Genomic DNA, 13,795 nt, shown 5'->3' with positions numbered 1-13,795 from the left:
ATGCCGCGCGTGTTTACCGACGCGAGGGAGCTTCTAGGCGACCTCTTGGACCGGTTCGAGGCCGGCACCGCGAGCCCGATCGGCTATCCGGACTACGCCGCGTTCACCTCGGTCGTTGCCGCGGATGCCTTCCTCAAGGAAATCTCGTGCGCAGAAGAGGCGGGCGCGATCAGCATGGCGCGCGGACGCGGGCCTAAGCGCAATGAAATCGCGCACGTCCGTCTCGCATCGCCCGACACGCTGTATCGCTATCTCGGCCGCACTCCCGCCCCCAAAATCGCGGAGGACGCCGCTGCGCGGCTTGTCGCCGGCCTGGAACTGGATGCTCGCTTGAAGGATGCCGCGGCGGCCATTGCGACCGCTTGGAGCAGGGCAAAGACGTGGAACGCGTTCTCACCGACAGACACCGATCGGCTGCGCGACGCATTCGTGCTCGCACAGGCGATCCTCGACGGCAAACACGTGAACGTCGACTACCGGACCTTCTCCAGAAGGACCGTCGGCGACAGCAAGACGCTTGAGCGCCTCGAGAGTGCGGTAGTTCGCCTTCTCGCTGGGATCATCGAGCTTCCACCGGAGGCTAGACCGCGGGCGGCGCTGCGCGCCATCGGCCTTGAACGGTTCGCCCCACCGCTCCTGATCGCGGGCCGCGTCGATCTCGAAGGTGCCGACCTCTCGGCAGCCTCGCCCCTCTATCTGGGGGTCGCGCCAAACGAAGCGGACCGCATCCGCTTCCGGGAGCCGCCGGCCTACCTCCTCACGATCGAGAACTTCGCGAGCTTCAGCCGCCACCTCATCGAAGCCGACCCCACACGCCTGGGGGCAACCGTCTACGTTGGCGGCTACCCGTCGCTGGCGACGCAGCACGCGCTGCGCGTCCTCGCGGAGGCCGTCCCGGACGATACTCCGATCTTCCACTGGTCCGACATCGATCCGGACGGGACCTGGATCTTCCGGACCATCGAGCAGGCGGTCGGGCGCAGCATCAGACCGCACCTCATGAGCCCCGACATCGCGGAAGCCTTCGGCAACACCCCTGCGATGAAGGCATCTCCCGCGCGATGCCCGCCGGAATCCGGCGTCGCCATATTGGCCGCCTATTTGCTTGGCGAGGGTGCGAAGACTCTGGAGCAAGAAGAACTCGATCCGCAGCTGCCCGAAACGCTGCCAATACAGGAGGTCGGCTCTGACGCGGCGGTCTGACGCTCATCGACTTCCCAGCCGACGATTGCCCCCTCGGCGGAAACGAGCGCAGATCGACAAGAGCGGCGCCGGCGTCGAACGCCTTGGTCTGCTGCGGGAAGCTGGCTACCGGGGCCCAACTTCGTCAACCTGTCGATGGTGTTCGGCTCGCGCCTTCGCGGGCTTGCCGGCGGCGTCGCCGCCTTCGCCGGGCTGTTGGTGCCGCCGACGCTGATCATGACGGCTCTCTGCGGGCCCGGCACGATACCGTGAATGGTCATGCCCCAACCATCAGCGCCATCCTGACGCTTGCAAAACTCCCCGAGGAGCAGGCCAAGATCCCGAAATGGGGAAATTGGCTCGATCCTGTTGTAAACGCGCGTTTCCATCGACGAGGCCGCTCAGGCCTCGTTACCGACCACATGACCATTTTTGTCGAGTTTCTGCCGATTCAACGCCGACACGACTGTCGGTATGAGAGCTTCGGGAAGACGATACGTAGGCGTCACGGATCAGCGCCAGCTCGACCTTGGTACCCACCACCTCATTCTGCTCTTCCGGCCGCGTGGTGGAAATACCGGCCGACTTCGTGATGAGGAACGCGTCAGGCATCCGGCGGACCGATCGCGCCCGGCCTCAATACTGAACATGACCGAAATCCGCCCCCGTCCCACCCTGCGCGTCATCGAAGACCGCAAGCCGAGCGTCCTCGACGACCGGCGCGTGATCGACTTCACCCGCTTCTGCCGGGTGGTAGGCATCATCGATTCCGAGACCGGTCTCATTAGGAGCCTGCCACGCAGCGAGCGCGAACCCGAGAATTGAGCAATGGGGCGGAGGAATCCGGATCGTCTTTTCGGCGCGAGGATTTCTGCCGCGAAGCTGAGGGCGAAATCGGCCAAGAGGGAAGCCGCCGAGAAGATGCGGGAGTCCGCCGCCGAGACCTGCCAAGCTCGGAATTATCGCATGATCGGGCTCGGGGGCCGGCGCAGCCGTCGCCGACCATCAGTGAAGCGATGAAGGACGGTTCTACTATCTCGAGGTCAAGTGCCGGCGGTGCGCCTCGGCATCGCGAAGTTCGCCTCATCGGTCGCTGCCGGTTCACCAACGGGACTCTGGCGCATGTCCGGACACCCGGCGGTTCAACACGCCCTACGAAATCAGGCGTTCGACTCTCTGGGTCTCCCCCGAATCTTCATGCCTGTGCCGGTTTAACTCGATCGAACCGCCGTGGTACGGACCCCTATGCCCGGTGGTGTGGGAGAGGTGGCGTCGCGAGACGTCCCGACCCGGAACGGACATCTTACATGCGGCTGACCCAAAATCAGCTGCTGGCAACATCGTGCTGGTTCGAGTACGCCAGGGCCGAATATCCCGTCCAAGCCGCGTGGCCTTTCTGGCGCGTTGTCAAAAAGGCCAGGCTGTTGGTCGCGCCGGAGTGGGCTGTCACGCGCAGAAAGCCCGATCGGTCAAACCGATTCCGACGGCGATCGGATCGTCACGGCGAGCGATGTGCAGGACCACCCAGATGTGATCACAGCGTCCGCGGCGCACAACAGACTGGCCGTCTACCCGTTTCGATATTTTCGTCGATGTGGGCGGTACTCGGGGATGGTCATCAGCGGCTCCGAGGTCTGCATCACGGCCACACCCGGTCCTCCCGGCCCAAATCACGAGACGTCGCGCACCGCTCCCATTAACCCCGCTTGTCTAGGTCGATTAAGTTGTTGCATGATCGCATTTCCCGTTAGGGTATGACGCGTTGCAAGCCTCCAGCATTGTGGGAGGTCGAGCAGTGATCTTTAGAGATATCGCCGCCGGAATGATTGTGTTGGTGAATGCGCTTCTTGCCGCGGGCCCAACCTTGGCACAAAAGTCCGAAGAATCTGCCCCGGCACCCAGCTCGGCTTGGCTTGTTCTGAATGGGTTGCCGTCAGCGCTCCGCGTGTCCACCATACAGCCGTGGTCCATGCCGGATCGTCCGTGCGCGACGTTTCGAGTCACGACGGTGGCACCGAAGTTTCTCATCAACCTGACGACGACGGGGCTCGGCGCCACAGTTCTGGCCGATGAAGTGCCCAATCGGCCCGCCTGCTCGACCGTCCAGGGACCGCGCGGCTCTCGCCAGGCACCCGCCGCCTGGACCGATCGGCTCGTGCTCGAGAGCGGAAGCGGCCCACCGAAGATCATCGACCGCATCGTGGCAGTTTGGGTGGACGTCGATTCGCTCAGCGCCGATGGCGTCGCGATGGATGGCCGCATTCTCGCGTTGGCGCCGGGAGAGCGAACGCTCGAGATTCCACTCAAGGTCGAGCGCACGCCGGCCTCACCGTTCTTCACCGCGGCGGCATGGTTCCTAGGCGTATTCATTCCCGCCGCGATCACCGCCGGCTTGGGTTTTCTAGTGACGCAGCGCAATGCGGCGGAGAGCGCGAAATCGGCATTTCGTACCTACGTTGTGGAGAACTCTGCAGTCATTGCCGGCTTCGTGTCTAACGATGTCAGGGCGACCCTGCTCGCGCCGGGAGTCGAGGGGGCTCTGAAAACCCTTCTCGCCGTGATGTATCGGAAGAATATGCTCGCGAAGCTGCCCAAGCCGGAATCAGAGCGGCTACGCGGTATCTGCTTTGTGGAGAACCGGCAGGAATATCTCGCGTTGCTAGCTGAGCTGTTTCCGGAGCTGACTTCCGAGATCGACGATATTCGTAGTCACCTGCCCTGAGGACGCCAGGATGCCAAGGCCCGCGCAAACGTTGTTGGACGTGCTGAGCGCTCATCCGGAGTTTCGGCTTCGCACGAATCCCTTTGCTCCGCTCGCGCCGGGCGGGGTCGCTAAATTCGATTATCTGGCGGGATCACTGGCGCCCCACCAGCACAGCGGCGATCTCGCCAGCTATTTCGATCATTATGACTGGAAGGATAAGGACCGTCTGGTGGGCGTCGGCAAGACTGGGCTAACGACGCTCGCCCCGCCCGGTGCCGCGGCCGGCACGGTGATTCTGCTCAGCGGCTTTCAGGGCACAGGGCGGAAATCCTTGCGCAACATGCTGCACTATGATGTTCACTCGCGCTTCGCCCCGCGACCCGTCATAGTAACGGAGCATACGGCTGCTATTGTTCCAGACCGGCTCAACGTGGCGGACACGCTGCTGCAGAGTTTTTTTCGACGCGTAAGAGATTACGACGACACGCTCAAGAATAAGGGAGCGAACCGTCTTTCCAAACTGATGGCGGACACCCGGAAGGAATGGAAGGAGAGTGCGCTCGTTCAATCGCCCGACGTCGATGCCTTGTTCGGCTATCTCAAGGAGGATGTCAGCAGGGCCGCAACTGTTCCCCTGATCGTCTTCTTTCTCGATGCCACCGTCCACGCGTTCGATCTGGACGCGTGGCGCCCCACCTGCGCAACGTTGTGCAAGCTTGCGGATTACGCATTCGTGTCGTTCAGCGATCTGTCGAAAGCCTCGATTCTCAAATACAACCTTGCCACCAATGCGATCCGAGTCGCGCTGGTGGATTCGCCTCGCATCACCAAAGCGCAGACCGTCGACTTCCTGCGCTGGCGCCTCGCCGAGGAACGCACTCCCGCCCTCGCCGCGGGTGCCGGTTCTGAGCCGGAGCTTGCTCCATTCACCGGGGCTGCTCTGGACGAGTTGTTCGCGCCGACCCCTAGAGCCCCAGAGCCAGTGACCCTGCCGATCAAGGTCGTCATCTCGCGGCTCGACGGCGCATTCTCGCAGAAGTGTGAAGCCCTCGCGCAGCAGCTCGCCGCGAATGGTGGCAATGTCAATGCGATCCCACCGGGCGCCGTGCGGATCACCCGCGACGACATGAAGAGGCTGATACCATGACCGCAACTGCGGGCGTACCGGAGAATCCGGAAACCCAGACGTCAGCCCCGCTCAACCCTGGCGACGACAATCCATATCCGGCGGCCGCCGTGGAGACCTTCGGCACGCCGATTGCAGCAAGCGCTGAATTTAAGTTCATGAGTGACGCGCGTGAGCTGCTCTCCAACTATCTCAAGCTTTATCCGTTGGATGCCAAGGATCGCCCGACCGGCATGGCGGCGGTTGGGGGCGCCATCACCGTCACGGGAGGAAACGGCAGCGGCAAGACGTTTCTCCTCAAGTGGTTGCGCGCCCAGGCCGCCAGCCTCGCCAGCCTTAAGTGCCGCTTCCTCTATGCCAAGGCGGATGACGAGAATGTCGTCAACGTCTATCGCCAGTTTGTGCGCAATCTCGCCCACGACGATCTCAGACAGGTTGTCGACACGGCCTTGCAGCGCATCGGCGAAAAAATTGTCGGAGCCGCGCGGGCGACGAAGGATGCCGCGCCGCGGGTGCAGTCGGGAGCGCTCACCGCTGGCGTCGACACCCTCGACGTCAACGAACTCTATCTCAAGCTTAGGCAGCAACTTTCGGAGGTGGGCGACGCGACCGCCGTATCGACTAAATTCGCAATAGCCACCGGACTCATCAATGAGCCTTCATATGGGGCTGCGGCGTTCGAACTGCTGTCAGGTGGCGCGCCCGCGCAGCAGGGTCCCCCTCTGCCTGCGGCCCTGTGGACTGAATCTTTCAGCTCGGCGGACACGGCCGACATTGCGGTCAATGCGCTCGAATGCCTCACCGCGCTATTTCGGATCGCAGGCATACCATTGGTGCTGCTACTCGATCAGCTAGAGAATTTTGTCCCTGCGGATCCAATGCGTGCGGCGACTGCGGCGTCCATCGTGAAGAAGATGGTGGAACAGGTGGCTCGCCAGGACGGGGTGATCGTGTTGACCGGCACCGTTCCGGTTTTCGAGCGGTTTCCCCGCGACGTCAGCCCGCGCTTCTATCAGCGCGAGCCCGTGGTAGCCGGACATCTCAGCCGCGACGAAACGCGCTCGTTGCTGTCGGCGCATGCGCGTAATCGCGAGAAGTTTACGGAAACCGCCATTGGCATGATCCGCGACCTCTCCGGCGGAAACCCGCGCGAGATCCTGCGGATTGCGCACGAGGCGTGGGCCCTATCCGCCGGGCGCCCTGCCTCAGTGACCAACGACAGTCTTGTTGCCGCCGCGGGCAAGACCGGCAGCCTGGCGGATCGCGCCAAGGTGGCGCGCCAAGTGATCGACAACGTCGTGGCACGCGCCAATTTTTCAGCACGCACCGATCTCGTCCTAGCGGGCGGCGGTAAGATCGACCGCCTGATTGTCCCAACTGGCTCTGACCTTAATGAGCCCTCGCTCGCCATCGTCATCGCAACCGCATCGGACGCCACGCAGGAAGCGGCGGCCGGCCTGTCCCTGGCGACGACGCGGCGCGATCTCGCAAAGCTGTCGCCGGCGCCGGCTATGCTGGTCGTTGCCGTCGGTTACGCCAGCGACCGTGTACAAGCTCTGCTGCGGGATATCTCGTCCGTTATGACCTTCGAGGAGGAGACATTCTCGCAGGACATCGAACGGGAGATATCGCAACTTGTGCTTGCGCCGCGGTCGAACCCGGCCGCCCCGGGCAAGCCGCCGGGGGAATCGGCCATGCCGCAGGTCCTGGCGGAAACGCTCGAGAAACTTGAACGGCGCCTGGCACAGATCGAGGCCGACCGTCAGGTGCGCGCCCGCGAGTCCGCGGAGGACCTAGCGGAACAGCTCGGCGAACTCTCGGAGCACCGACAGCAGGAGAGCAAGGGCAATGTTCGCTGGGAACTGCTCGATCAAGTTGAACGGTTGCGGTTGGCCGCGAGGGAACACCAACTCGACCGTGAGCGCAGCATCGTGCGCAGCATGCTGGTGGCCAATGAGCTTCAGTTCAAGTCTACCGCGCTCGATTTCTTGTGCGGCGCCTATCTCGATTCGCTCGACTGGAACGAAGCCACCCGTGTTGGCGACAGTCCAGATGGATTCTTGTTCGTCCGCCAGTTCGAGCAGCTGCGATTGGACATCGTCAGAAGCATGAGAGGGGAACTGCTGCGTGGCGCGCCCGGACCGTGGTCGATCAGGCAGCCGCATGTAGCCGCATCAATATCAGGGTTAGTCGCCTTCGTCGCAGCCATTGCATTGTCTGTGATCACGCCCCGTTTTTTTGCGATGAGCCCAGACGACCTGTGGCTCAAGGCTGCGTTGAGCATCGGCCCCGCGTCGCTGGTCGGGCTGGTCTGTTTCGTCGCTCTGCGCCTCATCGCCACGCCTGCGCTACGCTTCGGCGGATATCAGGAGCGGATCCGGGGGCTGCAGCATGACGCCGAGCGGGCAAATCAGAGACGCTAACCTACACTCGCATGGCGAGTCGGTGGATGACCAGCCGCCCAGCGGTTCGCTGCGGTGCATGAGTCCAAAATTGGCCCTTCGCATCATTTAGCTGCGCTGCAAACTTTGGTCGCTGGAGACGGTACGTCGGGCGTCCGCCAAGCCGCCGACGCCACCGTCCGCCAGGAGATCGAGAAATTCGCCCACGTCATCTTTTCGAGCAGCCCGGCGCAACGCGAATTCTGGATCGGCCAGCGCGGAGTGACGATCGAGCAACTGGGCGCACGATATGACGGGTGCAAGCCCTACCTCCACGGCAGTGACTCCCATGATCAGAAATCCGTCGGCCAGCCTGTCGACAATCGTTTCTCGTGGATCAAGGGCGCGCTGAAGTTCGATGCGCTCCGCAGAGCGCCGCAACGCCGAGCTCCATTCAGCCGACCTTCCGTTTCGGGACCATGCGATTGGACGCTTGGGAAGCGCGCTATTGGCATGCCTGCGACACGATCCTCCACCAGATGGAAATCCTCGTTAGAACACTGGCTCGGAGCTGCCGATGCAAAAGCTCCGCGCCAATTACTCGAGGAGGCGCAAACGCTCTGGCTGCAGCGGTGTGTCTTCGCGTGGATGCGCCCGAGGAGGCTTTCGCTGCATTGAAAAGGTCCGAACGCGATCGCCTTGAGGCTGAGGCGAAGATGAGACAGCCAGAACAGCAGGATGATCTCTTCAAAGGCAGCTATGACAAAATCTGGCCAGAAAAGTGCCCGTCGTGTGGGTGCCATGCTTTCATGACCGGAGACCAGACCGGCGAAGACATCAGCGAAGTCCATGACGAGTACGCCATCTCGGAGATCGTTGACCGCGAGTTCGCGGGCGAAGAATTTCGCTGCCCGACGTGTGATTTGTCTCTTAATGGAAGCGATGAGATCGTCGCTGCCGGTCTACACAACGTGCATGAGGATCGAGAGGAACGAGAGATGGAGTACGAGCCCGACTACGGCAACGACTAAACTGTTTGCTCCATCCTTCCCAGGTTTCGATAATTCGACGTTATCGCGACAAAGACGGGGGACCGAAGCCCCGCGCTGGTTGTATCACCCAGCTCAGCTGGCTGGCGGCCGGCCTTCATCAGCCGGCAGCAGCTGTCACGCCCGCAAGCTGGCGACCTCGGTAGCCTTATGGATCCCCAGGATCCCGGCAGCCGCCATGCCCCAGAATCGATCTCGCCGCCCTCAGCGGCCCGATGTTGTGGTGGCTGATATTGACGACGCGGGGACCTGAGTGGTCATGACAGAGGCTCCAAAACGGGTTTTCTGCGGGAACTGGTGCTCAGCAGCAGAAAAGCCGCCCGGAGGGGCGGCTTTGTTTCTAGACGAATACAATTTTCCCGTGTATGCAGCTTGCGATTGACAAAGCGCGAGGTGTCTACGTGAAGATCAGCCGCAAATCCTTGTTCGCGTTAGGAATTTTGGCCGTCATCCTCGCAGCGCTCGTGGTTTTCTCCGATCCGTCAATCTCGGCTAAATTCCACTACACCGTGTTCTGATGCGTCTTGCACGCACGCTTCTGTTGCAGTTCGCGTTCCTCGCCGTTGCGACCGAGGCGATGTTCTTCCTGTTTGCAGTCGTCTCCATGCATCGCGGCAACCCCTACCGACTTTACGATGCTGCACGCCTTCTAGCTGCGATCGAGGCCAATCTGCCAACGGAGCGAAGTGCATCTCCGATCGGCTGGGGCAATGAACTCGCTCGCCCTCACCCGCCGCTCTCGATGCCTTTGTGTGGCTCCGCCTGGGGCGGATCGTTTACATTCTCGGATGACGTCGCGGATAAGGATGCATGGCCGCATCTACTCTCGCTTCACCTTGGCTGCCAGATCGAGAACTTCGGCTCCGATGGCTATGGGCTCGACCAGACTGCATTGATGATCGAGCACAAGACCCCAGCCAACTCGCTTCTTATCGTGGGCCTAAACTGGCCGATGCTGCAGCTCGATGCGCTGACATCGTGGACTTTCATCGATCTGACTGACGATCATGCCCCGCGCGCCCGCGTCACCAAGCCGATCTTCGAACGCCGCGGGAGCGGTTTGACCCTAATCCCGCGTCCTACTTCAACAGTCGAAGCAATCACCGCTTATTACGCCCGAGATGCCGCCGCCGCCGACTGGACCCCTCTTACCTTTCCATATTCGCTCGCGGCGATCAAAGCGATCTGGCGGCATTTCAACGTTCCGGAATTCACCAACAACGGCCCGCTATCGAATACCCCGATTTCGCGTGACCTGCACGCACGAGGCTCAGCGTTGATAGCGCGCATGGCTGATTTGGCGTACACCCACAACGATCGTCTCGCAACCGTTCTGCTCCCTCCGGCCGACATCCGCATTCCGGCATCGCAGATGTACCGGCAGATGCTTGCCGCGCTTCCGTCTGGTACATGCGTGATCGATCCCAGCGATGAGATCAACACGCTGGCTGCCCGCGAGCCGATCGGCACAGCCAGCGGTCATTTTACGGCCGGCGCTAATGCCGCCATCGCGCGCGCCGTGGCCCAAGGCCTTGCCCGCTGTGGATTCACCTCATGACGGGCCGCCACGTTCCAGCGCTGGACCTGCTCCGCGGGATTGCTGCCTTCTCCGTCGTCATCCCGCATTTCTTCATGGCGATCGGCATCGGTACGCAAGCGGTGGAAAGCGTCTCGATCCTTGGCGTCGAAGTCTTCTTCGTCCTCTCAGGCTTCGTGCTGGCCCCGCAGATCCTGCTCGTCACCGTCGAGCGGCCAAGCGCCGCGAACCTCGGCATCTTCTGGGTCCGGCGCTGGACGCGCACCATCCCGCCCTACCTCATTGCCCTTGTCCTGACCTCGCTCAGTGCCCATGAGCTGCGCTCAGCCGACTTTGTCCGTTACCTGTTCTACGTTCAGAACTTCGCCCGCCAGGCGAACACAAACGACTACTTCACGATCGCCTGGAGCCTGTCGGTCGAGGAGTGGTTCTATCTCCTCTTCCCTATCTTCTGCCTTGCGCTCGCGCCCCTTCTTCCAACCCGGCACCGCGCCGACATTGCTGCGTTCGGCTTTATCCTGATCGTCACGCTCCTGCGCTTCTCCTTCGGCGATAGTGCCGATTGGGGCGCTGGTACCCGCCGTATCGTGCTCTTCCGCATGGACGCGATAGCTTATGGCTTTGCCATGCACCTTGCCTGCACGCGGACAACACTGCTCAAGCGCGTATCTACAAGGGGCGCCGTGGTCGCGCTAGCTGGGCTTACCCTTGTCGCGTCTATCCTGACGGCGCTGATGCCGACCGAGCACCGTATCATTGAGGCGACATTCCCGTTCTACGCCCCTCTGTTCGGCGCTGGCGCGATCCTCGCGGCGCTGAAGCTCGATGCAGCGCTATCGGCGTTTCGCCCCCTGGTGCGGATTGCAACCTGGCTGGGCCGCATCTCCTACTCGACGTACCTGTTTCACCTCCTGGTGCTTGCAGCCTTCCTGCCGCTCGCAGGAGGCATGTCAATCGCGGCCGCGCTGCCGGCGTTCCTTGCCCTGGTCGCCAGCATCGCGAGCCTGATCTACACAGGCGTCGAGGCACCGATCCTGAATGCACGGCCGCGTTTCACTGCGGATACAGTCCGCACTTCAGCCGCATCTGCGGCAATTCCAGCGGCAGACCACGCTGGGCGAACAGCGCTGTAACGTTGCTAGACTGAGCGCCAATCCTACATAGTTGTCCAAGCCACGACGTTGCCTGTCGTTGTGGTACCGGCATTATTGAGAGTATTGGTGCAGCCGTTCGGCTGGATAGATCCGACGAGGATGTTCCCGGTCTGAGATCCAGCCTGTCGGACGACGACAGAGTTGCAGCCTCCGGCCGCTACACCGCCAGTTATGCCGCTGATCTTGGTCATGGCGCCCGTACCGGCTGCATAGTTTATGTGGATGGGAAAATTGAATTCCTTCTACGTGGCCATTCTCAATGACTGTCATCGAAGTCGATGAGACAGGACCATTGAGCAAGATCGCATCACCACTCGTCATGCCGAAGCTTTCGACAATGAACTCACGGATAGTTTGGACTGCTGCGCTATAAGCCAGAATAACACGGGATCGGTCGAACCAGCGTTGAGCGAGCGGAACAGACCAACCATGGTGAAGTCGGATGCGCGGCCATAGCCCGTGTCAGTAACAACACATGCCAGCAAGTAAGTGTAGACCGCGACATTCAGTAACGCGATGCCCTGCTGCTGGCAGTTGCTGTAGATCATCGAGATGCCGGCGTTCGCGGACGCGAGCGCCCCGTACAGCAGCATCTCTCGAACGTTGGTGTAGAAGCACGCGAAGTGCAGGTTCGGATCTCCCAGTGTGATGAACCGTTGACCGGCAGAGTCGGTATCGCACTGCTTCAGAACGGTATTGCCCTTCCCGGCACCACTAAGAGAGACCGAACCGTAGACAGTCAGGCCGCCGTAGACCTTGGCGGCAGCGCCGCTAGGAATGAAAACGATGTTGCCGTTGTAACCGCCTGCGTCGATGTTGAGGGTGCCGCGATGCGAGGCAAAGTTGATCGCGCGCTGGATGGCTGCCGCGTCATCCGTAGCCGCGCCAAGATTGCCGTTGTAGTCGAGTTTCGCGCCGACCTGGCGCACGTTCACGACGCTATTGGACACATATTGGAATTTGTTGCCCGCGCTGTCAGTGAACGACCCGGCTGCGGTGGTGACCGCCGCAACCGTCACGGTCGGTTGCACCGAGCAAGTGACGGAAGACCCGAAGCCAACGGACGACGGAATCGTCAGGGTATCGCCGATGACATAAACATTCCGCACTGCCGGCCGTTCCGCTCACCCACTTCGTGATCTGATAGGACAGCGTGCACGCCGTCAGCGCAATGTCGGAGGTCGCAGATCCGCTTAGCGAGCCCTTGAAGGTGTTGGCCGTTCCCGTCGCAAGCTTGGCGTTGGTGACGTTGCTGTCCGCGATCTTCCCGGTCGTCACCGCATTGGGCTGGATGGTGACGACGCCCGTGCCGGTATTGATCGTCGCATCGCCCGAGGCCGTGAAGCCGCCGAACGCGCCGGTGTTGTACTGGATCTGGCCGTTGGTGCCGCCGGCGGCCTGGCCGATCTACTGCCGCACGAACTTGGTGGAGGCCGCGCGTCCATCGCTGGTGCCATGGGGCGCGGTCGGCACGATGCAGTTCGGATTCTTGTCTCCGCGCCCTTGAGCGTGGACCTCCAGCGAGAAACCGCTGGCCAGCGCCGCCGCGAGAACAATCGCTACGATCAGCCGCCGAACGCGCCGTCGACGGCAGGGCCCGGAAACAGTGGAAAAGTCTGCTGGCTCATGGGCAGGATCGGCACACCGTGGCCCACTGGGTGTCATTCGGCCTGCAATATTGACCCCCGTATTGCCTCACCTGAGGATGTTACTTTCGCTTGACGGATGTAGCCCCGACTGTCGGCCGGTCCGAGGTTGCGTCATTGCTCGCAGGATCGGAGGGACTGGGGACGTCGCGGAGTGCTCATCACACGCAGCGGCGGCGCCAGTCCCGGGATCACCGGCCAGTGCCGCACCCTCGGCCGTGATAATCGTTTCGGCTGCTTGGCGTCTGAGCGATCGCAACAAGCGCTGCACGATAGTGTGCTGCGGCGGACCGAACTGTTCGGGGCGTTGTTCGGCGAGGCGACCGAGAATTGCCAGCGCGGTCAGACGGGGTTCGGCCGCCAGCCAGCGTTCGATGTCGGCGAGGTGCGGATCGAGCATTGATGGCATTCTCATGCGCTTTTTGTATGGTTTGCGCGTGCGCCGATGGATGATGCGCTGCTCCCCCAGATGCACGTCATTGCCGAGCCCCTTCGCGAACGCTGCTGCGTTCTTTGTCGGCGCAGGTGGGCTTGGTGTTGCCGCGGGCCTACCCGATCGGGCATCGACGCGCGTGCCGAGCTCCGCCTGGGCGTCTCTCATCTCGGCCAGCAGGGCTACGGGATCGAGCGTGTGATAAAGCTCTCGAAGACGCCGTTTGACGATCTTGCTCAACCTCGGATGCGCCAGTGCTCGTTCATAGGGCGTGGCTGGAACATGATAGCGCTTGCTCACCTTCGCACCCTCGCGTCGCTTGTCCTTCAGCTTGAAGGACGGCTGGAAGAAGTTGGTGTGCAGCCGAGATGCAGCATACAAACGTTCAAGCACGCGGGTCGTCTCGACACCATCGAAGCGACCGTAACCCACGAGTCGCCGGACGATCGCGCCGTTCTTCTGCTCTACGAAAGCCTGATCATTCTTCTTGTAGGCGCGCGAACGTGCGCATTGCCTCATCGAGAATGTTACCGGAGGATTCCGCGCCGATGACTGGGGCAGCGTCACCGAATCAGGTCGGTGG

The 13,795-nt window shown here is 61.9% G+C and carries 10 protein-coding genes and 3 pseudogenes; 11 read left to right on the top strand and 2 right to left on the bottom strand.

Annotated features, from left to right (window positions below; all coding sequences use genetic code 11):
* From SO180_RS35955 to SO180_RS35910, 10 genes and pseudogenes are all read left to right on the top strand, one after another.
* Positions 1–1,203 carry a Wadjet anti-phage system protein JetD domain-containing protein gene (locus SO180_RS35955; protein ID WP_449383552.1) on the top strand — a complete coding sequence of 401 codons (1,203 nt, stop codon included), beginning with the start codon at positions 1–3 and terminating at the stop codon, positions 1,201–1,203.
* Positions 1,204–1,305: 102 nt separating this feature from the next.
* Positions 1,306–1,431: pseudogene (locus SO180_RS35950) on the top strand (chromate transporter); the annotation flags it as partial.
* A 399-nt stretch (positions 1,432–1,830) separates the two neighbouring features.
* Positions 1,831–2,007 (top strand): hypothetical protein, encoded by a 177-nt coding sequence (locus tag SO180_RS35945; RefSeq protein WP_449383551.1) that lies wholly within the window; start codon positions 1,831–1,833, stop codon positions 2,005–2,007.
* A 1,183-nt stretch (positions 2,008–3,190) separates the two neighbouring features.
* Entirely contained in the window at positions 3,191–3,904 is a 714-nt protein-coding gene (locus SO180_RS35940) for a hypothetical protein (RefSeq protein WP_449383550.1), read from the top strand.
* 10 nt (positions 3,905–3,914) lie between these two features.
* Entirely contained in the window at positions 3,915–5,033 is a 1,119-nt protein-coding gene (locus tag SO180_RS35935) for a hypothetical protein (RefSeq protein WP_449383549.1), read from the top strand.
* Entirely contained in the window at positions 5,030–7,435 is a 2,406-nt protein-coding gene (locus SO180_RS35930) for a hypothetical protein (protein WP_449383548.1), read from the top strand. The genes SO180_RS35935 and SO180_RS35930 overlap by 4 nt, the downstream gene beginning before the upstream one ends.
* A gap of 111 nt (positions 7,436–7,546) precedes the next feature.
* Positions 7,547–7,828, top strand: a pseudogene (locus tag SO180_RS35925) (TrlF family AAA-like ATPase); the annotation flags it as partial.
* A 209-nt stretch (positions 7,829–8,037) separates the two neighbouring features.
* Positions 8,038–8,424 carry a hypothetical protein gene (locus tag SO180_RS35920; protein ID WP_449383566.1) on the top strand — a complete coding sequence of 129 codons (387 nt, stop codon included), beginning with the start codon at positions 8,038–8,040 and terminating at the stop codon, positions 8,422–8,424.
* 559 nt (positions 8,425–8,983) lie between these two features.
* On the top strand, positions 8,984–10,000 hold the full coding sequence (locus tag SO180_RS35915) for a hypothetical protein (RefSeq protein ID WP_449383547.1): 1,017 nt from the start codon (positions 8,984–8,986) through the stop codon (positions 9,998–10,000).
* On the top strand, positions 9,997–11,112 hold the full coding sequence (locus SO180_RS35910; protein ID WP_449383546.1) for an acyltransferase family protein: 1,116 nt from the start codon (positions 9,997–9,999) through the stop codon (positions 11,110–11,112). Before SO180_RS35915 ends, SO180_RS35910 begins: the two co-directional genes overlap by 4 nt.
* 338 nt (positions 11,113–11,450) lie before the next feature.
* On the opposite strand, the gene SO180_RS35905 is transcribed toward SO180_RS35910, so the two are convergent.
* Positions 11,451–12,242, bottom strand: a complete 792-nt coding sequence (locus tag SO180_RS35905; protein ID WP_449383545.1) for a glycosyl hydrolase family 28-related protein — start codon at positions 12,240–12,242, stop codon at positions 11,451–11,453.
* A gap of 44 nt (positions 12,243–12,286) precedes the next feature.
* Here SO180_RS35905 and SO180_RS35900 point away from each other — a divergent pair, with 44 nt between their 5' ends.
* Entirely contained in the window at positions 12,287–12,640 is a 354-nt protein-coding gene (locus SO180_RS35900; RefSeq protein ID WP_449383544.1) for a hypothetical protein, read from the top strand.
* A 188-nt stretch (positions 12,641–12,828) separates the two neighbouring features.
* Here SO180_RS35900 and SO180_RS35895 read toward each other — a convergent pair.
* A pseudogene (locus SO180_RS35895) lies at positions 12,829–13,795 on the bottom strand (hypothetical protein); the annotation flags it as partial.

The sequence above is a fragment of the Bradyrhizobium sp. UFLA05-112 genome, from assembly GCF_053572325.1.
The sequence above is the reverse complement of the archived record's forward strand: the minus strand, read 5'-3'. Positions and strand labels throughout refer to the sequence as shown.